The organism is Nonomuraea turkmeniaca (genome assembly GCF_005889735.1).
GTDB lineage: Bacteria > Actinomycetota > Actinomycetes > Streptosporangiales > Streptosporangiaceae > Nonomuraea > Nonomuraea turkmeniaca.
Genome location: NZ_VCKY01000042.1, coordinates 1 through 18,213 on the forward strand (window position 1 = coordinate 1; position 18,213 = coordinate 18,213).

Here is an 18,213-nt window from a genome sequence, read left to right on the forward strand (position 1 = left end):
GCGCTATGACCAGCTGATGTCGCTGGGCTGGAAGGTGCTGATTCCGGTCAACCTGGCCTGGATCTTGCTGGTGGCGGGTGTGCGCACCGTGGTGCTCAACGAGGACAGCAGGATGATCGCTCTTGCGATCACCGGGATCATCGTGGTCGGGGCGCTGGCCATCTGGATGCGGTTCGACACGGTCAACCAGCGGCGCAAGGAAGCCAGGAAGGCCCAGGTCGAAGCCGAGTTCGAGGAACTGTCCAACGAGCCGACGGCCGGCGGCTTCCCGGTGCCGCCGCTCGATCTGCCGCACTACCACGGCGTTTCGCGGCCGTAGCGCCTGGGACAGGACGCGTCGCGGTCCGTAGCCCTGGGTTGCAGAATCATATTTCTATGTGGAAATATGAGGAGGTGAGCGCCTACGCAGCCCTGGCTGAGCCGCACCGCAGGCAGATCCTCGACCTCCTGCGTGAAGGCGAGCGGCCTGTCGGGGAGCTGGTGAAACGCCTTGATCTCAGCCAGCCCGGCGTGTCCAAGCACCTCAAAGTGTTACGCGAGGCCGGACTCGTCGTGGTGCGCACGGAGGGCAAGCAACGCGTGTACGCGCTGCGCCCAGACCCCCTTGCCGAGGTGGACCAGTGGCTGGAGCCCTATCGCGCGTTCTGGTCGAGGCGCCTCGAGGCCCTGGAACAACACCTGGAGGAGAACCCATGATTCACGGAACCCTGGAAACGATCGACGGTCGCCCGGCGCTGCGCTTCGAGCGCACGCTCGCCTACCCCGTCGAGCGCGTGTGGCGAGCTGTCAGCGTGCCGGCCGAGCTCGAGCGCTGGTTTCCCGCAGCCGCCGACTGGACACCGGCGACGGGCGAGACCTTCGAGGCCTACGGTGCGACCGGCGAGGTGACTGAGGTCGATCCACCCCATCGCCTGGCTTGGACCTACGCCGGCCAGCTGTACAGCTTCGATCTGGCCGCTCATGGAGACGGCTGTCGCTTGATCTTCACCCACGTCATCGACGACCGCGACCTCTCGGCGCAGACCGCCACCGGATGGGAGGCCTACCTTTCGCGGCTCGAGCCTCATCTCGCCGGCAAGGACCTCTCCGAAGAGGAAGCACACGAGCAGTGGGCGGAAATGCACGAACGCTACGCCGAGCGCTTCGGGGTCGACCCGACGCCGGGTCGGCGCTTCGCGGCGGCTCTGCGTGGAGACAACGGCGACGCCTGAGCTATCGCACTCCTCAGAGAACCGGCTGGGACCGCCGAGGCGTTTCGGCCACGGGTACCGTCAGCGGGTCGGCGTCCGGGGGCGGTTCCACCAGAGGGAGAGGGACAGGGCCGCGGTGATGAGGATGGCGCCGCCGGCGGCGAAGGCGGCGGCTGTGTCGACCCGTTGATGGATGACGGTGAAGCTGCCGGGGAGGGCGTCGAGGGCGGTTCGGAGCTGGTCGGCGTTCTCGGCGCGGTGGTAGGAGCCGCCGGTGGTCTGGGCTATCTGTTTGAGTGCGGGCTCGTCGATGGTGCGGGGGTTGCGACCGCTGTCGAATCGGCCGCGGCTGAAGCCGCCGAAGCCACCGTCGAACTGTGAGTTGTCGCACACCATCGGGGCCGGGTTCGTGGTGCCGAAGCCGATGGTGAAGACGCGGACGCGGCGCAGGGCTGCTTCCTGGGCGGCGATCTGCGGGTCGACGCCCTGGGTGTTGGCGCCGTCGGTGAGCACGACGATCGCGGCGCCGACGTGGCCTTCTCCGCCGCCCCGGGGGTTCGCCCCGGTGGCGGCAACCGACGGGTCGACCTCGGCGATCGCGTCGATCGAGGCGAGCATGGCCTGCCCGATCGCGGTGCCGCGGGACACGGTGAGGTTGTCCAGCGCCTCGAGCAGCGACTTGGTGTCGTCGGTGGGAGGGACGAGCAAGCCCGCGGTGCCCGCGAAGGTGACCAGGCCGATGCGCGGCCCGCCCCGCTGCGACTCGATGAACTCCGCGGCGGCCTTCTTCGCGGCGGTGATGCGGTTGGGGTCGACATCCGTGGAGCACATGGAGCCGGAGGTGTCGAGCGCGAGCAGGATCGTCGCCGACGTCTGCGGCACGGGCACCGACGCCTGCGGCCGCGCGGCCCCGACCGCGAGCAGCGCGAGTCCGGCCACGAACAGTGCCGCGGGGATCTTCCGCGTCCAGCGCGTACGGCCGGGCAGGGCGCTGCGTACGAGCGCCATCGAGGTGACGCGCACGGCGGCCCGCCGGCGGCGGCGCCGCGCCCACTCGCGGATGGCGAAGATCAGCGGGATGACCAGGATTGACAGCAGCGCCCACGGCCATGAGAACGACATTCAGATCACCCGTCCAGACCGGAGCACGGTGAGCGCCGCTCCCGCGGTGAGCAGCGCGAGGGCGAGCCCGATCAGCCCGCCGGCGAGGGGCAGCGGCTCGTCGGAGACGGTGAGCCGCAGATCGATCGTGTCGGCGATCCCGTCGAGCCGCGCAGTGTCGGAGGCGGGGTGGTAGGCGCCGCCGGTGGTCTGCGCGATCAAGGTGAGGGTGTCCTCCTCGAGCGAGGTCTGCAGGTGGTAACCGTCGACCTTCACCGTCGCCCCGGCCGTGGTGCCGACCCCGACGGTGTGGATGTGGACGCCCGCCTCCTGGGCCACGACTGCGGCCTGTTCGACGTCCGCACCCTGGTTCTGGCCGTCGGAGAACATCACGATCGTCGCCGACGGCCAGTAGCCGATGTCAGGCGCGGTGCCGTCGCGGCCGATGGCCACCGGCTTGCCAGTGATCGCCGACAGCGAGGCCGTGATGGCCGTCCTCAGCGAGGTGCCACCGGTGATCTTCAGCCGGTCGATGGCCTTGAGCGCGATGGAGTGGTCGGCGTCGGGCCGTGCGACGGTGAGCGCCCCCCGTTCGAACGCGACGACTCCGATGTCGACACTGTCAGGCTGCGCCGCCACGAACGCGCGGGCCGCCCGCTGCGCTGCCGCCAGCCGGGTGGGCGCGACGTCGTCGGCACCCATGCTGTTGGAGACGTCGATGGCGAGGATGACGGTGCCCGCGGTCCGCGGGACCGGCATCATGGCCGCCGGTCCGGCGGTGGCGATCGCGAGTACCCCGACGCCGGCGATCGTCAGGCCGATGCCGAGGTACGCCTGGCGGCCGCCCGGCACAGCGACGCCGGCCGCGGCGAGGGCGGCCGCCCGGCGGCGCGCCGAGACGACGGTCGCCCAGGCGAGCGCCGCCGTGACGAGCAGTCCGACAGCCAGCAGCAGCGGGGAGGACAGGGTCATGAGACCTCCTTCGTCGGCCTCATGACCAAGGTGCTGTGTCCATTGATGACCTCGACAGGCTCGGTCATGTCGACCGGTCCCGGGTTCGGGCGACGACCTCGACGAGTGCCTCGGCCAGATCGCGGTCGGTGTCGATGCGGTGGACGGGCACCCCGGCCCGGCGCATGCCCGCCGCGAGCCGGGCGTCGCGGGCGTCGACGGCGGCGCGGAAGCGGACCCGTAACAGCGGGTCGGCGGAGTCGACGACGAGTTGCTCGCCGGTCTCGGCGTCCTCGACCACGATCAGCCCGGCTTCGGGCAGCACGTCGTCGGCCGTGTCCACGATCCGCAGGGCGACCACCTCGTGCCGCCGGGCCAGGCGCTGGAGCGAGCGCTCCCAGTCGCCGTCGCCGATGAAGTCCGACAACACGACGATGAGTGCACGGCGGCGCGCGAGCCGTCCGGCCGCGTCGAGCATCTCCGCCAGGTCGGTGGTGGCGCCACCGCGCGCCTCGGAGGTGCGTTCCAGCTCGGCGCCGATCCGCAGCGTGTGCCGCCGGGAGGTGCCGGGCGGCACGACGCGCAGCGTCCCGGTGTCGAACAGGAGGGCGCCGACGCGGTTGCCGCCCCGGCCGAACATCCGGGCGAGGACGAGCGCGAGCTCGGCGAGCACGTCGTGCTTGCCGCGTCCCGGCCGGCCGGCCGCCATCGACGCCGACCGGTCGAGCACGAGCCACACCGTCAGCTCGCGGTCCTCGGTGAACACTCGCAGGTGCGGCTCGTCCAGTCGTGCGGTCACGTTCCAGTCGATGTGCCGGGCGTCGTCGCCGTCGCTGTACGCGCGCAACCCGGTGAAGTCGATCCCGGAGCCGCGGTGCGCGGTGCGGTGGGCGCCCTGGAGCCGGCCGTCGAGCCTGCGGACGACCTTCCACTCCAGGCGGAGCAGGAGCCTCTCGGGGGCGGTGGCCATGGTCAGCGGTTCTGCAGGACGACGTCGGGGGCCCGGACAGCTCCGAGCACCCTGGTGATGATCGTGTCGGCGTCGACGTCGTCCGCGAGAGCCTCGTAGGACAGCACGAGGCGGTGGCGCAGCACGTCGAGCGCGAGCTCGGACAGGTCGTGCGGCAGGACGTAGTCGCGGCCGCGCAGGAACGCCAGCGCCCGGGCGCCCGTGACGAGCGCGATGGACGCCCGCGGGCTCGCCCCGTAGGTGACGTACCCTTCCAGCTCGCCGAGCCCGGCCGTCGCGGGGGAACGCGTGACGGCGACCAGCCGTACCGCGTAGTCGACGATCGCCGGATCGACGTACACCTCCTGCGCGCGGGCTCGCATCGCGATCAGGTCCTTGGCCGTCACCGTCGGCTGTGGCGGCTCGGGCGGACGCAGCGCCCGTCCGACGATCGCTTGCTCTTCGGCCTGCGTCGGATAGTCGACGACCACCTTCATCATGAAACGATCGACCTGCGCTTCGGGCAGCGGGTAGGTGCCCTCCGACTCGATCGGGTTCTCCGTCGCCATGACCAGGAACGGCTCGGGCACCCGGAACGTCTCACGGCCGATCGTCACCTGATGCTCCTGCATCACTTCCAGCAGGGCGCTCTGCACCTTGGCGGGGGCGCGGTTGATCTCGTCGGCCAGCAGCAGGTTCGCGAAGACGGGGCCGAGCTCGGTTCGGAACTCCCCGGAGTGCTGGTGGTAGACCCGCGTGCCCACGAGGTCGGCGGGCACCAGGTCGGGGGTGAACTGGACGCGCTGGAAACTCCCGGCCATCGCGGCGGCCAGCGACCGCACCGCGAGCGTCTTGGCCAGGCCCGGCACGCCCTCGACGAGCAGGTGACCATCGGCGATCAGCGCGACGGCCATGCGCTCCAGCAGGACGTCCTGCCCGACGATCGTGCGTTTGACCTCGAACAGCAGACGTTCGAGCGGATGCGCAGACTCGGGGGACTTGGTCGAGGTCATATGGTTTCCTTCTCGTGACGCATCCGGTCAGATCTCAAGTCCGTCGCCCGGCGGGCCGTCGCCTTCGCCACCACCCAGGGCCGCGCCGATCGGCACCGCGAACGCGATGCCGGCGAACGCCTCGTCGCCTCCCGGGTCGGCGATCGAGACGACGATCCCGATGACCAGGCCGCGAGCGTCCAGGAGGGGACCGCCGGAGCTGCCCGGGTTGACGGAGGCGTCGAACTGGATGAGCCCGCTCAGGTCGCCGTCCTCGGCACTCCGGTTCAGGCCCGACACGACGCCGGTGGAGACGCTGTAGGTCAGGCCCAGCGGATTGCCGATCGCCACCACGGGCGCGCCCACTGCCACGCCGCCGCCGAGCGTCGCCGGGACGACGATCTCCGGGAGCTCCGTGGGCTTGAGGGCCGCGACGTCGCGCTTGGGATTCGACGACACGACAACGGCCTTCGCCTTGGTGCCGTCAGCGAACGTCAGGTCGACGTCCTTCGTGCCTTTGACGACGTGGTGCGCGGTCAGAATCGTCCCGTCCTCGGCCGCGATGACCCCGGTTCCGAGCGACCGCCCGGCCCGGATGACCACCACCGACGGCCCGACCCTCTTGTAGACGTCGGCCACCGTGAGCGTCGCACTGGGCGTCGGCGTCGCGCTCGGCCTGGGCGCGGCCCCTTCGCCGTTCCCACCGCTGCTTCCCAGCCAGTACGCCAGCACCGCCACGACGACAAGTGCGCCACCCCCGGCGACAAACCGCCGAGCCCTCCCGGCCACGACTCCCTGAGCCTTGGCCGCACCAGCCTCCTGCGGTACGCGCTCCATGTCCCCAATTTATAAAAATCAGGTAAAAGTACTATAAAGCCCGCTTAAGAACTCCCTGAGAACCGGCTCCGCAGTCGAACGCGCGCAGCACGGAGAGGATGGCGGGCGCCAACTGGCATGGCGGTGCCAGGCCGCACGCGAGCAGGGCACGTCGGCGGCGCACGACGACCGGCCTCGGATCCGGGGCTGCGGATGCCCTGGCGCCGGCCAAGGGTCAGTCCGGGAGGCGGATGTCGCCGGCGATCAGCGTTGGATCATCCGCATCTGCTCCTCGTTGTGGTCCTCCCCGGCGGCCGGGGGCAGGCTGTCGAGCTCGGCGAGCTGTTCGGCGGTCAGCTCGATGCCGTCGGAGGCGATGTTCTCCTCCACCCGGGCGACCCGCTTGGTGCCGGGGATCGGGGCGATGTGCTCGCCCTTGGCAAGCAGCCAGGCCAGCGCGATCTGTGCCGGGGTGGCGCCCACGTCGGCGGCGATGGCCCGCACCTCGTCGGCGAGGGCCAGGTTGCGCTGGAAGTTCTCGCCCATGAAGCGCGGGCTGGTCTTGCGCCAGTCGGTGTCGTCGAACTCCTCGGGCGAGCGGATCGCGCCGGTCAGGAAGCCGTGCCCGAGCGGCGAGTACGGCACGAAGCCGATGCCCAGCTCGCGCAGCACCGGCAGCACCCGCTCCTCCACGTCCCGGGTCCACAGCGAGTACTCAGACTGCACGGCGGTGACCGGGTGCACGGCGTGCGCGCGCCGGATCGTGTCCGGCCCCGCCTCCGACAGGCCGATGTGACGGATCTTGCCCTGCTGCACGAGCTCGGCCAGGACGCCGACGGTGTCCTCGATCGGCGTGTCCGGGTCGACGCGGTGCTGGTAGTACAGGTCGATGTTGTCCGTGCCCAGACGCTTGAGGGAGCCGTCCACGGCGGTGCGGATGCTGGCCGGACTGCTGTCGAGGCGGCCGGGGCCGCGGCCGGTGTGCGAGATCATCCCGAACTTGGTCGCCACGACGGCCTGGTCGCGGCGGCCCTTCAGGGCCTTGCCGACGAGTTCCTCGTTGGCGTACGGGCCGTAGACCTCGGCGGTGTCGAGGAAGGTGACGCCCAACTCCAGTGCCCGGTGGATGGTACGGATGGATTCGGCGTCGTCGCTGCCGGCGCCGGTGTAGCCGAAGGACATGCCCATCGCACCCAGGCCGATGCGGGAGACGTCCAGATCTCTCAGAGTGGTGTGCTTCATGATCACCTTTCCGGAACGAACTTGATCGTCGCGGCTCGCGACTCGGGGTTGACGACGCCGCCGATGACGCCGGCGCCGTGGCGGTGGTACTTGGTGCGGTAGACCTCGTCGATCCGCTCGTGGAGGGCGGAGTCGGCGGGATCGACGTCGGAGAAGCCGACGTCCGCCGCTACGCCGCCGGCCGAGATGCGGCCCTGTCGGCGGGTTCTGGTACCGCGGTACCAGGCGCCGGAGCGTCCGTTCATGCAGCGGACGTACAGGTCGTCGCCGACGCGGACGACCCACATCGTCACCGGCCGGCGCAGTATGCCGTCGTCTCGCCGGGAGGCGAGGTCCAGTTCTTCGGCGTCGCCGATAGCGGTGAGTTCATCGTTCGTCCAGGTGGCCATCGCGGTCGTCTCCTTCGCGTCAGGGCTGGATGAGGACCTTCAGCGCGGTCCGGCCGCGACGCCGGCGGCCTGGGTGTCGTGGTGCGGGTGCAGGTCGCTGCCACAGATGCACGAGCGCACGATGCGTACGATCGCGTCGGTGGGCTGCCGCAGGACCGGGTCGGGCGGGTTCTCCACGCGCACGTCACCGGCGCCGTAGATGAAGGTAGCTCGCATCAGAGTTTCCGTATCTCGCATTCGTCGTCGGACCTACCCGCGGCCGATCGACCGGCGGGCCTGGTCCAGGTCCGTTACGGGTAAAGCCGTGCGGCCTCGGTCGACCTCCATCAAACGTGCAGGCTCGGGCGCGCGGCAGGGCCTGTTGTTACAGGTAATGGCAGGACCCCCCAGCCGGGATGTACGACCCGCTGCGCGGCCCCTCCCGCCGGGCATCGGCGCGGTGCGGGGAATGCGCAGTGGATCGCGCGCTCGGGAGATACGGAGCAGGATGCCGGTGGCGGTGGGTCAGCTCTGGTCCGGGGCCGCCTGCTGTGCCTCGGCGAGGTCCTGGGTGGCCGCCCAACTGGCGAGCATCTTGAGGGCGTCGGCGGTGGGGCTGCCAGGGGTTGCGGTGTAGACGTTGAGGGTCAGGCCGGGCTCAGACGGCAGCTCCATCGATTCGAAGTTCAGGTCGAGCCGGCCGACCACCGGGTGGCGCAGCCGCTTGTGACCGCTGCGGTGGAACTGCACGTCGTGGGAGGCCCAGCGTTGCCGGAAGACCTCACTCCGCGTCGACAGCTCACCGATCAGCTCGATCAGCGCCGGGTCGTGCGGGTTGCGGCCCGCCTCCAGCCGGAGCATGGCGGCCGCGTCGTTGGCGACCCGGTCCCAGTCGACGAAGAACTCACGCGCCGCCGGGTCGAGATAGACGAACCGGGTGGTGTTCGCCGGGCGGCGCGGGACGGCCAGGACGGGGGCGTACAGGGCGCGGGCCAGGCCGTTCATGGCGACGATGTCGTGGCGGCCGTTGCGCACCCAGGCCGGGGTGTCGGTGATGGCATCCAGCACCTGCTGGATCACCGGCCGCACCGTGGCCGGGACCGTGCGGCGGCGGCGCCGGCCCGGGCCGACGGCCCGGGCCAGGGAGAACAGGTGCTCCCGCTCGGCCTCGTCGGGCGTCGCTCCCTCGGCCGCCCGGATAGTCGTTGACCGGGATCATCCGACCCGCACAAGAGGGGCGGCATACGATCCGTCCGCGCCGATCTGGCCGCCTGGATCTCTGGCGGGCCGCCGTCCTGACCTGGCTGCGGCGCGTCGGCCTGCGCTGAGCACCTCGGCGGGCGTTCATCACCGGAGCCCCCCACCAACTGCACCAACCCTCGCGCTGACCATGCCGTGTCGTGTCAGCGGCCGCGTCAGGACGGCAACGGCCCGGTATCAGGGCGGTCGGCGAAGGTGGACGCCATGAACGGTTCAGCGATCGCGGCCTCAAGGCCGGGAGAGACCCCCTCGGACGACCCGGCCTGAGCACTCCAGCCCCCCGAGCACCAACAGGACCGCAGTCCACCAGCCGTCCATTCCATCGGACTTTCGTAACAGATTCAAAGGAGCACACCACCATGTCCATCACCCTTAACGACCAGGACAAGCTCACCCTGCGGACCGCCGCGTGGGGCGCTGTCTCGCTGATGTCCGCCGCCGGTGCCGCCGGCTCGGCCCACAAGGTCGCCACCCACGGCTCCATCGCCCTGACCTCCGCCACCGGCCTGGTCGGGCACGTGCTCACCAAGGCGCCCAAGGGCGTGAAGTACGGCAAAACCGTCGCCGAACTCGCCGACCAGGTGCTGCCGGCCCTGACGGCAGCCATGAGCCTGCTGAACAAGCAGGCTCCGGCAGAGGCCGGCAACTTCCGCCGCACCGTCACCGTCGCCATCGACGCAGCCGCCCGGACCCACCAGGGCGAGCCCAGCCCCACCCTGGCGGAGATGGCCCGCAAGATCACCGAAGCCCTCGACGCCGCTTGACGGCATGCCGACCCGCGCAGCACAGCCCGTCACGGGGTCCTCTCCGGACCCCGTGACACGGCGGCGTGCCGGCGGGGTCATGCCCTGATGGGCGTGCACGCCCGTCCGACGACTCAGTTCCCCGATCAGTATCGAAACCTCACTTGACCTTCACACCGGTATCAACGTCAACGATGCTGCCATGAGCAGCCTCGCACTGTACGACCGAGCCATGCGGAACCGGCTCGAGCGACGGTTGCGGGGGCGGCTGATCGCTGGATCGTATGGGCCATCGGCCGTACAAATCATGGTCTTTACAGTAGGAAGGCATCGTGACCAACGATCAACGGCATGGCAGTCGATGGCAGGACCGCTCGCGCATGACGCGTCCCCTGGAGATCCTGGTGAGCGCCCTGGCGGTCGGAGCGGGATTCGGCGCGGCGACCTCCCTCGTGAACGCCCTCTCCCACAACAACGCCGACCTCGAAAGCAGTGCCTATACGACCAGCGGGTGGTCAATCGCGGAAATCATGAGCCTGCTGCTCGACTCCGGTTGGGCTTGGGCGGGTTTGGCGGTCGCAGCGGGGTGGCTGGTCACCCGCGCCAGGGAGAGCCGTCCCAGAACACTGGCGCAGGGTGGTGCTGCCGCTGGTGCACTGGCCCTGCTCGCGGCCACGGCTGCCTACAGCATCGTGGACTCCATCCGTAGCGGCGAGCAGATCCCCTGGTACATGTCCGAACCGGCCGTGTGGTGGGTCGCCAGTGTCGTCCTCGGAGCGCCCTTGGGTGCCGTTGGTGCATGCGTCAAACGACCGGGAGCGATCGGTTTGCTCGCGAGATTGACCGTGCCGGTCGGCGCCGCCGTACAGATGGTCGTGCTTCCGCCCGGCAGGAACGAGGTGGTCGAGACCGCAGGGAAGACGATCGTATGGACGGTGGCTGCCGCGAGCATCGGCTACATCGTCGTCCGCTACCTCCTCGTCGAGCGACGTCGGCGCTCCCTGGCAGTTGCGGAATCGCTGCCGAGCACGGCGGGTATTGCCAGACCGCGGTCATCGTCAGCTCAGTAGCCGGGGAAGACCCGGCGCAGCAGGTCGAGGTCGGCGGCGCCGGCCGCGACCACGTCGCCGGGCGTGTACAGGGGCGCGAGCCGACCGGCGACCAGCCGCAGCCAGGACTCGGCGGGCAGGGTGAGCGTGCCGTCGGGCTGCTCGGGCACGTCGAAGTCCACGCTGATCGGCGCCTCCAGACGCAGCGCGAAGACGGAGGCGGGCTCGGTCGTGGTGACCCGGACGACCATGCGCCGGCCGTCGAGCTGGTCCGCCTTGCCGATCCAGGCGAACAGGTCAGGTGCCCCGTGCAGGAGAGCCGCCGTAGCGTCCGGGGCCAGCGTGGCGTGCTCGTCGAAGGCGACGCGGACGTCCCATGAGTGCAGGGTGAGCTCGCTGAGCCGCATCCGCGCCGCGGTCGCCACGTCCACCGGTGCGGGAAGGAACCCCAAGTCGATGCGGAGTTTCTCGCGGGTGCCCGCGTCCAGCGACTCGAAGAGTGCGGTCAGGGCCTGGTTCGCCTGCAGGAAGCCGTCGGCGCGCTCCCGCCGGGTCATGGCGTTCCACCTGTCCCAGATGGACTGGTTGGCGTCCTGGCCGGCGCGCGGCTCGCCGTCGAGCGCGGTCTGGACGACGGCCCGCAAGATCACGGCGCCGCTGCCCAGGTGGCTGAGGACCTGCGAGATGTCCCACTCGGCCGCGCCGGACGGCCGGGCCAGGTCGTCGTCGCTGAACCCGGACACCAGCCCGGCGAGGTCGTCGTATCCGGTGCGGAGTGCGGTAATGACGGTATCGGCGCTGCTCATCTCTTCTCCAAGTCGTCGATCACTACGTACGGTACTCGCAGAAGGGTGTTGTCCCGGGACGTAAGGGTGTTAGCGGTGCCCTCCGTCGATCGCCCAAGGACGTTGTCGGGCTGTCCTCGGTCGCGCCGGCCCAGTCCTTGGCCTCGGCTGGCGCGACGTCCTGCCACTCTAACGAGAGCAGGTCGAGAAAGCGCGCGCGGCAAGATCGGGATAACGTGGCGCCCATTGGAGGAGATCGACAATGTCGATGGCCCCAGACACCACCTTCAACCATCGCGCCGGCGTGGAAACGTTCCGCGAAGAGGAGGACGCGTGACAGCGACACGAGTACTGGTGATCGGTCTCGATCCCGCCAAGATCCAGGGCTGGGACCCGGAGCCGGTCCAGGTGGCGATGGCACGGGGTCAGGCCCGTTTCGACGATCATGGTATCGAGGCCGACTGGTGCCTGGTGGCACCCGACGAGAACCCCGAAGGAGCGATCGTGGAGGCGCTGACCCGCACAGACTACGTCTGCGTGGTGATCGGGGCCGGCATCCGCAAGCACGAGCCGTTGCTCGAGCTCTTCGAGAAGGTGGTCAACCTCGCGCGGCAGCACGCGCCCGACGCGGCCATCGCCTTCAACAGCAGCCCCGAGGACTGCGCCGACGCGGCTCTGCGGTGGCTGCGGTAATCAGCACGGCAACGGTGCGAAGGTGCGGGAGACGGCCTCCCGGCTGGAGAGGGCCCTCTACAGCCCCAACCTCACCCCTCCGGATCCCCAGCCCCCAGGGGTCAAGGTGTCCGGGCGATCCAGGCCCGTGGGCGGAGCACCGGGGGTCGTGGTGACCAGCCCGTTCCCGGACGAGGCAAGGCCATGGTCCCGCTGGTCGGCCTCTTGCTGTGGTTTTCCGCAGGAGGAGTAGGTGGAGCACCCCATTCTGCCGCGGGCCGGCCTTCCATAGCTTTGAGCCCATGATGCAGACGCTGATGAACGTGCTGGTAGCGGCAACCGTTGCGACAGGTGGTCAGGGCGCCGGGGTACGCCCCGAGTTGGAGACGATCGTGGCGGGCAAGGGGGCGACAGCCGCTCTGGCCCGGGTCTCCGACGGCAACCGCACCTGGTCCGGCGCCGTGGGTGTGCGCGACATCGAGCGCGGCGGGCGGCCCTCGCCCAGCGGGTACTTCCGGATCGGCAGCGTCACCAAGACGTTCGTCGCGACCGTGCTGCTCCAACTCGTGGACGAGGGGAAGGTGCGGCTCGACGATCCCATCGACCAGTACTTGCCGGGCCTGGTACCGGGTGGGGAACGCATCACGGTCCGTCAACTCCTCAATCACACCAGCCATCTGTACGACTACATGAGTGAGCCGGGATACTCGACCAACCGGTGGCGCGGAGATGCCCGGTTCCGCTCTTACCAGCCGCGTGAGCTGCTGAAAGTGGCCTTCGCCAAGAAGCTCCCCGATGACGGCAAGTGGCACTACTCCAACACCAACTACGTGGTGCTCGGGCTGCTGGTGGAGAAGCTGACCGGTAAGCCGTACGGAGAGGAGGTCTCGCGCCGCATCCTGCGCCCGCTGGGACTGCGCCACACGCTGGTGCCGGGCGACCGGGCGGGTGTGCCGTCGCCGCACGCCAAGGGGTACGAGCCGATGCCCGACCTCGTGGACGCGACGCGGATGAACCCCTCGCTCGACTGGGCGGCGGGCGAGATGATCTCGACCACGGCGGACCTGGAGCGGTTCACGTCCGCCCTGCTGAGCGGCAAGCTGACCAGCGCCGAGTCGCTGCGGGCCATGCGCACGACCGTCGCGACAGGGGTCGGATTCGGCTATGGGCTCGGCCTGCAGGCGTACACGCTGCCGTGCGGCACGGTGTGGGGTCACAGCGGCGAGCTGATCGGATACCAGACGTTCGCCTTCCGCTCGGACTCGGGTAAGTCGCTGACCATGTCGATCAACCCCTCCACCCGCAACCCGTCCACGGAGGAGGTCATGGGCATCGCGGTCAAGGTGTTCTGCGGGTCCGCAAGCTGAGGACCTCACCAAGGCCGGTCACTCACGACCAGCCACGTCGTGCGGGCGGCGCCCTCGTCTCGGCCGCCGGGGACCGTCATGCCTTGATCTGCGCGTCCCCCGCCGCCGCCTCATCACCTACCTCGCCTCCCCGAAAGCCGCCCTTCATTACTGGCGATCACACCCTCTCCGAGCTGATAGCCGGCCATCAGGCGGGGATCTCGGCGGTGGCGGTCAGGGCCGCGCGGGCGTCGTTGGGGAGCTGGAAGGCACCCTCCGGGAGGCCCGAGCCGATCTCGTCGCCCGCGCCCTCGGGCAGCTCGGTGACGGTGGCGGGGATGTCGGCCACCGCCCAGTGCCAGAATCCGGATCCGGTCGGATCAGTCGGCGACGCCGACCGGGGGCTCGGCCGGCGCCGGGCGGCGCGGCCGTACTGAGCCGGCCACGAGGACGGCGAGCCCGGCGGCGGTGACGCCGGCGCCGACCCACAGAGGGGAGACGAAGCCGTATCCGGCGGCGATGGCCAGGCCGCCCAGCCAGGCGCCGAGGGCGTTGCCGATGTTGAAGGCCGCGATGTTGGCGCCCGAGGCCAGCGTGGGGGCGTCTTGGGCGTACTTCATGGTCCGCAACTGGAGCCCGGGCGCGGTGGCCAGTCCGGCCGTGCCCATCAGCAGCAGGCAGACGATCGTCATGACCTTGCTCTGGGCGGTCAGCGCGAACACCGCGAGAACTGCGGCGGTCATCGTCATGATCGTGATCAGGGACGTGTTCAGCGCCCGGTCGGCGAACTTGCCGCCGACATGGTTGCCCAGGAACGTGCCGGCCCCGAAGAGCACCAGCAGCCAGGGCACGGTGGCGGTGGTGAAGTCGCTGACCTCGGTGAGCGTGAACGCGATGTAGGTGAACGCGCCGATCACACCGCCGAAGGCCAGCACGCTGACCGCGAGGGAGACCCAGACCTGCGGGTGGCGGAAGACGCCGAGTTCCCCGCGCAGGCCGGTGCCGGCGGGGGCCGGGGTCGGCGGCACGAGCATCCGGATGCCGGCCAGCGTGACGACGCCGGTGATCGTGAGCGCCCAGAACGTCGAGCGCCAGCCGAGCTGCTCGCCGAGCAGGGTGCCCAGCGGGACCCCGACGACGTTGGCCACGGTCAGCCCGCCGAACATCAGCGCGATGGCGCCGGCCCTCCGGTGCGGCGCGACCAGGTCGGCGGCGACCACCGAGCCGACGCCGAAGAACGCGCCGTGGCACAGCGCCGCGACGATCCGGCCCACCAGCAGCACCGGGTAGGCCGGTGCGAGCGCGGAGATCAGATTGCCCGCGATGAACAGGAGCATCAGCGCCAGCAACACCTTCTTGCGCTCGAACCGGCCGGCCGCCGCAGTCAATGCGACGGCGCCGACCGCCACGCTCAGCGCGTACCCCGAGACCAGGTGGCCGGCCACCGGCTCGCTCACCCCGAGGTCCGCCGCTACCTGGGGCAGCAGGCCCACGATCCCGAACTCGGTGAGCCCGATGCCGAAGCCCCCCAGGGCCAGGGCGAGAAGCCCGATAGGCATGTCAAACCCCTCCGTTGGCAGTCACATCAGCGGGAATCCATCCCGCCCGACCGCAAGGCTGCCGCTCGCACCCCTGCGCCCACGAGTGGCCAGATTGCCAACATGTGAAAGAATCTGGCCATGCATCGCGTCGCGATCCTGGCCCTTGAGGGCGTGTATCCGTTCGAGCTGAGCATCCCGCAGCGGATCTTCAGCCTCGCCGCCGGAGCGGACGGCGAGCCGCTCTACGAGGTCCTGACCTGCGGCGTCAGCCGTACCGTTCGGACAAACGCCGGGTTCTCGATCATGGTGGAGCATGAGATCGACGTCATCGCGACGGCCCACACGGTGGTCATCGCCCCGTTCACAGGCGCGGCGGAGGACGTGTCGGACTGGCTGCCCGCGCCGGTCGCCGAGGCCCTGGCCCGCCTCTCCCCCGGCGTGCGGCTGGTGTCGATCTGCACCGCGGCCTTCGTGCTGGCCGCCGCCGGGCTGCTGGACGGCCGTCCCGCGACCACGCACTGGAACGAGGCCGACCGCTTCCGGCGGATGTTCCCGAAGGTAGTGCTGGACGCCGACGTGCTGTTCACCGACGACGGCGACGTGCTGACATCGGCGGGTGTGGCCTCCGGCATCGACCTCTGCCTGCACCTGGTACGTCGTGACCACGGCGCCGAGGTCGCCAACCGGGTCGCCCGGCGCTGCGTCGTCCCTCCGTGGCGGGAGGGCGGCCAGGCGCAGTACGTCGAACGTCCTGTCCCGGCGATGGCCGACTCGTCCACGTCGGCGACCCGGGCATGGGCGCTCGAACGCCTGCAGCGGCCGATCTCCCTCCAGGAGATGGCCGCGCACGCTCGGATGAGCGTGCGCACGTTCCTGCGCCGCTTCCGCGACGAGGTCGGCATGACCCCGGGCCAGTGGCTCACCCAGCAGCGTGTCGAGCTCGCCCGGCGCCTGCTGGAGACCACCGACCTGACGGTGGACCGGATCGCCGCGGAGGCCGGCTTCGGCACGGGCGCCTCGCTCCGCCAGCACCTGACCGCCGCCCTGGGCGTGTCCCCCACGGCGTACCGGCAGACCTTCCGGCTCACCGAGCCCGCCGTCTGACGTTCACCCGCGGTATGACGAGGCCGCCGGCCCGCGGCTCCAGGTCCACAGGCTCGAAGACCGATGGGGATCACTACTATGGCGATCATGGACAGACTGGATCCCCGCCGCACCGCGTTGCTCCTCATCGACCTGATGACGCGCATCGTCGAGCAGCCCACGGCGCCACATTCCGGACCTGCCGTGGTCGCGCACTCCCTCGCTCTGGCCGACGCGGTGCGAAAGGCGGGCGGTCTCGTCGTCTCCGTGCGGGTCGAGCGGCCGGGCGTCGCGGAGCAGCCATCGGGCAGCGAGCTGGTGGAAGGCGTACTCGGCGACCTGGAGATCGTGAAGCGCACCTGGGGTGCGTTCCACAACACGGGGCTGGAGGAGGCGTTGCGCAAGCATGGCATCGACACCCTGATCATCACCGGGATCGCCACCAACTTCGGCGTCGAGCAGACCGCGCGTTTCGCCGACGAGTTCGGCCCCAAGGTGATCTTGCCCGAGGACGCGGTCACCGCGTTCGACGCGCGCGCCCATGAGTTCGCCTTCGACTACATCTTCCCGCGCATCTCCACTGTCTGCACGACCGCCGAGGTCGTGGCGGCGCTGGATTGAGATTCAGTACGGACTCAAGGTCGATTTGCGCGTTCGGACCTCGGTGGGGGCTCCCGTCTGGGGTTCTTGCGGTTAGCCGGCGGCGTACAGGTTGGCGACGCGCGCGCTGAGATCGGCGCCGTAGTTCTGGTGGTAGACCTGGGCGGAGCAGTACACCGGACCACCTTGACGGGTCAGGCCGGATGACCAGGTGACGGCGTTCTCCACGCCGGGGTCGCCCAGTTGCAGGCCGGTGGTCACGATGTCGTCCACGCCGACGTCGACGAAGTAGTTGCCCACGCCCTTGCGCTCGTACAGCCGCCATTGCAGCGTCGCGCTCGTCGCCCCGGTCAGTTTGGCCGTCAGGTCGATCGTCGCCTTCTGCCACGCGTCCTGATCGGCGGCGACGTCCTGCTGCCAGACCACTCGGCCGTTGAGGAGAAGTTGCTTCACGTGGTATCCGGCCGGGCTCGTAGATCCGCGGTTGTCCCGGTGCCAGAAGCTCACCGCGTACTTGGTCGCGCGGGGCGTCAGCCGTACCGTCGGCGTGGCGCCGCACCACATCCCGGCGCTGGTCGCGGTGTTGGCCTGGACGACGAAGCTGAGCCGTCCGTTGCCGGTGCGGGCGAGGTTGTCGGTGGCGGGGCGCGTCCATCCGTCGCTGCGGGACGTGTAGGGGAGCTTGTACTGCACGACCCCGGCGAGATCGCCCGCGCGAACGTGCTCGAGTGCCTTCTTGGTGATCGCCTCGACGTAGGCCACCGTCGGTTTCTGGGCGGCGTGGCTCAGCGGATAGGCGTACGGCATCAGGTAGACGTCGGTGTCGGGGAGCCGCTTGGCGAGCTGCTTGACCTGGTAGGACAGGCTCCATGTCCACGACGTGTCCCGGTGCGGATCATCCCAGAAGGGGAAGATCACCCCATCCAGCAGCGGGGCCTGCTCGGCGATGAACGCATCGGTGAAGTGGCGGTAGTAGACGACCGGGATGAACTTCAACGATGGGTTGATCGCCTTGGATGCGGCTTGCATCTGCGTGACGTACGCCGGGGTGAACGTTTCGAGATCGTAGCTGTAGTCGTCCACGGTCCAGCCGATCAGGTTCGGGTGGCTCTTCGAGAGAGTGGCGAGCTCGCGGGCCCACGTCACATAGTCGTGCTTGTAGGGCCGGGAGATGCAGCAGATCGCCTGGCTCGGCGCGGCCACCAGAACCCACACGTCGATCCCGGCGGCCGCGGCGGCCGGCAGAAACTCGTCACGCAGGTCGCTCCAGTGGTGGAAGTCACCGGCCATGGGATAGACGTAGGTGTTCACGTTGAGCGCCTTCAACGCCGTGATCATCGCCTTGGTGTCCACATGCCTGACCCCGTCGGCACGCGGCTCCACCTCCCGTACGAGGTTGGCCGCCGTCCCCACCACACCGGGGGACGCGGCGTGGGACACACCGGGGAGGATCGACAACACCAAGGCGACGACCGCTATGAGTACGGGACGGGACACGACGTTCCTTCAGCATGATTCGTAGACG

19 protein-coding genes and 3 pseudogenes are annotated in these 18,213 nt (G+C 69.8%); 9 read left to right on the forward strand and 13 right to left on the reverse strand.

The window, feature by feature from the left end; genetic code table 11:
- The 3 genes and pseudogenes from ETD86_RS14915 to ETD86_RS14925 form a co-directional block, all read left to right on the forward strand.
- Positions 1–319: pseudogene (locus tag ETD86_RS14915) on the forward strand (NADH-quinone oxidoreductase subunit H); the annotation flags it as partial.
- 56 nt (positions 320–375) lie between these two features.
- Complete coding sequence (locus tag ETD86_RS14920; RefSeq protein WP_211370043.1) at positions 376–696, forward strand: ArsR/SmtB family transcription factor; 321 nt, start codon at positions 376–378, stop codon at positions 694–696.
- The gene (locus tag ETD86_RS14925; protein WP_138666749.1) at positions 693–1,211 is read left to right on the forward strand and encodes an SRPBCC domain-containing protein; all 519 of its coding nucleotides are present in this window, start codon (positions 693–695) and stop codon (positions 1,209–1,211) included. The genes ETD86_RS14920 and ETD86_RS14925 overlap by 4 nt, the downstream gene beginning before the upstream one ends.
- A 60-nt stretch (positions 1,212–1,271) precedes the next feature.
- Here ETD86_RS14925 and ETD86_RS14930 read toward each other — a convergent pair whose 3' ends face one another.
- The 9 genes and pseudogenes from ETD86_RS14930 to ETD86_RS14970 form a co-directional block, all read right to left on the reverse strand.
- On the reverse strand, positions 1,272–2,312 hold the full coding sequence (locus tag ETD86_RS14930; RefSeq protein WP_138666750.1) for a VWA domain-containing protein: 1,041 nt from the start codon (positions 2,310–2,312) through the stop codon (positions 1,272–1,274).
- Positions 2,313–3,263, reverse strand: coding sequence for a VWA domain-containing protein (locus tag ETD86_RS14935; RefSeq protein WP_138666751.1), 951 nt, complete (start codon positions 3,261–3,263; stop codon positions 2,313–2,315).
- 64 nt (positions 3,264–3,327) lie between these two features.
- Entirely contained in the window at positions 3,328–4,212 is an 885-nt protein-coding gene (locus tag ETD86_RS14940) for a DUF58 domain-containing protein (RefSeq protein WP_138666752.1), read from the reverse strand.
- Positions 4,213–4,214: 2 nt separating this feature from the next.
- Positions 4,215–5,204: an AAA family ATPase gene (locus ETD86_RS14945; RefSeq protein WP_138666753.1), complete on the reverse strand. Its 990-nt coding sequence runs from the start codon at positions 5,202–5,204 to the stop codon at positions 4,215–4,217.
- A 27-nt stretch (positions 5,205–5,231) separates the two neighbouring features.
- Positions 5,232–6,020: a trypsin-like peptidase domain-containing protein gene (locus ETD86_RS14950; RefSeq protein WP_138666754.1), complete on the reverse strand. Its 789-nt coding sequence runs from the start codon at positions 6,018–6,020 to the stop codon at positions 5,232–5,234.
- Positions 6,021–6,263: 243 nt separating this feature from the next.
- The gene (locus ETD86_RS14955; RefSeq protein WP_138666755.1) at positions 6,264–7,241 is read right to left on the reverse strand and encodes an aldo/keto reductase; all 978 of its coding nucleotides are present in this window, start codon (positions 7,239–7,241) and stop codon (positions 6,264–6,266) included.
- 2 nt (positions 7,242–7,243) lie between these two features.
- Positions 7,244–7,630, reverse strand: a complete 387-nt coding sequence (locus ETD86_RS14960; protein ID WP_138666756.1) for a DUF2255 family protein — start codon at positions 7,628–7,630, stop codon at positions 7,244–7,246.
- 66 nt (positions 7,631–7,696) lie between these two features.
- Positions 7,697–7,846: pseudogene (locus tag ETD86_RS14965) on the reverse strand (IMP dehydrogenase); the annotation flags it as partial.
- Positions 7,847–8,134: 288 nt separating this feature from the next.
- Positions 8,135–8,689, reverse strand: coding sequence for an MmyB family transcriptional regulator (locus ETD86_RS14970; RefSeq protein ID WP_246147912.1), 555 nt, complete (start codon positions 8,687–8,689; stop codon positions 8,135–8,137).
- 539 nt (positions 8,690–9,228) lie between these two features.
- On the opposite strand from ETD86_RS14970, the gene ETD86_RS14975 reads away from it, so the two are divergent.
- Entirely contained in the window at positions 9,229–9,633 is a 405-nt protein-coding gene (locus tag ETD86_RS14975) for a hypothetical protein (protein WP_138666757.1), read from the forward strand.
- 311 nt (positions 9,634–9,944) lie between these two features.
- Entirely contained in the window at positions 9,945–10,682 is a 738-nt protein-coding gene (locus ETD86_RS14980) for a hypothetical protein (protein ID WP_138666758.1), read from the forward strand.
- On the opposite strand, the gene ETD86_RS14985 is transcribed toward ETD86_RS14980, so the two are convergent.
- Positions 10,676–11,467, reverse strand: coding sequence for a maleylpyruvate isomerase family mycothiol-dependent enzyme (locus ETD86_RS14985; RefSeq protein ID WP_138666759.1), 792 nt, complete (start codon positions 11,465–11,467; stop codon positions 10,676–10,678). The two genes, ETD86_RS14980 and ETD86_RS14985, sit on opposite strands and share 7 nt — an antisense overlap.
- A gap of 312 nt (positions 11,468–11,779) precedes the next feature.
- On the opposite strand from ETD86_RS14985, the gene ETD86_RS14990 reads away from it, so the two are divergent.
- Together ETD86_RS14990 and ETD86_RS14995 are read left to right on the forward strand one after the other, a co-directional pair.
- Positions 11,780–12,139, forward strand: coding sequence for a hypothetical protein (locus tag ETD86_RS14990; RefSeq protein ID WP_138666760.1), 360 nt, complete (start codon positions 11,780–11,782; stop codon positions 12,137–12,139).
- Positions 12,140–12,420: 281 nt separating this feature from the next.
- Positions 12,421–13,485: a serine hydrolase domain-containing protein gene (locus ETD86_RS14995; protein WP_170223082.1), complete on the forward strand. Its 1,065-nt coding sequence runs from the start codon at positions 12,421–12,423 to the stop codon at positions 13,483–13,485.
- Positions 13,486–13,711: 226 nt separating this feature from the next.
- Here ETD86_RS14995 and ETD86_RS15000 read toward each other — a convergent pair.
- Both ETD86_RS15000 and ETD86_RS15005 read right to left on the reverse strand, forming a co-directional pair.
- Positions 13,712–13,852 (reverse strand): annotated as a pseudogene (locus tag ETD86_RS15000) (YbhB/YbcL family Raf kinase inhibitor-like protein); the annotation flags it as partial.
- On the reverse strand, positions 13,845–15,023 hold the full coding sequence (locus ETD86_RS15005) for an MFS transporter (RefSeq protein WP_138666761.1): 1,179 nt from the start codon (positions 15,021–15,023) through the stop codon (positions 13,845–13,847). The gene ETD86_RS15005 and the pseudogene ETD86_RS15000, both read right to left, overlap by 8 nt.
- 120 nt (positions 15,024–15,143) lie before the next feature.
- Here ETD86_RS15005 and ETD86_RS15010 point away from each other — a divergent pair, with 120 nt between their 5' ends.
- Positions 15,144–16,109 (forward strand): GlxA family transcriptional regulator, encoded by a 966-nt coding sequence (locus ETD86_RS15010; RefSeq protein ID WP_138666762.1) that lies wholly within the window; start codon positions 15,144–15,146, stop codon positions 16,107–16,109.
- A gap of 87 nt (positions 16,110–16,196) precedes the next feature.
- Entirely contained in the window at positions 16,197–16,709 is a 513-nt protein-coding gene (locus ETD86_RS15015; RefSeq protein WP_138666763.1) for an isochorismatase family protein, read from the forward strand.
- Between the two features lie 72 nt (positions 16,710–16,781).
- On the opposite strand, the gene ETD86_RS15020 is transcribed toward ETD86_RS15015, so the two are convergent.
- Positions 16,782–18,185, reverse strand: coding sequence for a hypothetical protein (locus ETD86_RS15020; RefSeq protein ID WP_138666764.1), 1,404 nt, complete (start codon positions 18,183–18,185; stop codon positions 16,782–16,784).
- Positions 18,186–18,213 lie beyond the last annotated feature (28 nt).

Bases quoted from the DNA above. Each gene is read 5' to 3' on its own strand.
- ETD86_RS14920 (WP_211370043.1), top strand. From the start codon at position 376: ATGTGGAAATATGAGGAGGTGAGCGCCTACGCAGCCCTGGCTGAGCCG.
- ETD86_RS14925 (WP_138666749.1), top strand. From the start codon at position 693: ATGATTCACGGAACCCTGGAAACGATCGACGGTCGCCCGGCGCTGCGC.
- ETD86_RS14930 (WP_138666750.1), bottom strand. From the start codon at position 2,312: ATGTCGTTCTCATGGCCGTGGGCGCTGCTGTCAATCCTGGTCATCCCG.
- ETD86_RS14935 (WP_138666751.1), bottom strand. From the start codon at position 3,263: ATGACCCTGTCCTCCCCGCTGCTGCTGGCTGTCGGACTGCTCGTCACG.
- ETD86_RS14940 (WP_138666752.1), bottom strand. From the start codon at position 4,212: ATGGCCACCGCCCCCGAGAGGCTCCTGCTCCGCCTGGAGTGGAAGGTC.
- ETD86_RS14945 (WP_138666753.1), bottom strand. From the start codon at position 5,204: ATGACCTCGACCAAGTCCCCCGAGTCTGCGCATCCGCTCGAACGTCTG.
- ETD86_RS14950 (WP_138666754.1), bottom strand. From the start codon at position 6,020: ATGGAGCGCGTACCGCAGGAGGCTGGTGCGGCCAAGGCTCAGGGAGTC.
- ETD86_RS14955 (WP_138666755.1), bottom strand. From the start codon at position 7,241: ATGAAGCACACCACTCTGAGAGATCTGGACGTCTCCCGCATCGGCCTG.
- ETD86_RS14960 (WP_138666756.1), bottom strand. From the start codon at position 7,630: ATGGCCACCTGGACGAACGATGAACTCACCGCTATCGGCGACGCCGAA.
- ETD86_RS14975 (WP_138666757.1), top strand. From the start codon at position 9,229: ATGTCCATCACCCTTAACGACCAGGACAAGCTCACCCTGCGGACCGCC.
- ETD86_RS14985 (WP_138666759.1), bottom strand. From the start codon at position 11,467: ATGAGCAGCGCCGATACCGTCATTACCGCACTCCGCACCGGATACGAC.
- ETD86_RS14995 (WP_170223082.1), top strand. From the start codon at position 12,421: ATGATGCAGACGCTGATGAACGTGCTGGTAGCGGCAACCGTTGCGACA.
- ETD86_RS15005 (WP_138666761.1), bottom strand. From the start codon at position 15,023: ATGCCTATCGGGCTTCTCGCCCTGGCCCTGGGGGGCTTCGGCATCGGG.
- ETD86_RS15010 (WP_138666762.1), top strand. From the start codon at position 15,144: ATGCATCGCGTCGCGATCCTGGCCCTTGAGGGCGTGTATCCGTTCGAG.
- ETD86_RS15015 (WP_138666763.1), top strand. From the start codon at position 16,197: ATGGACAGACTGGATCCCCGCCGCACCGCGTTGCTCCTCATCGACCTG.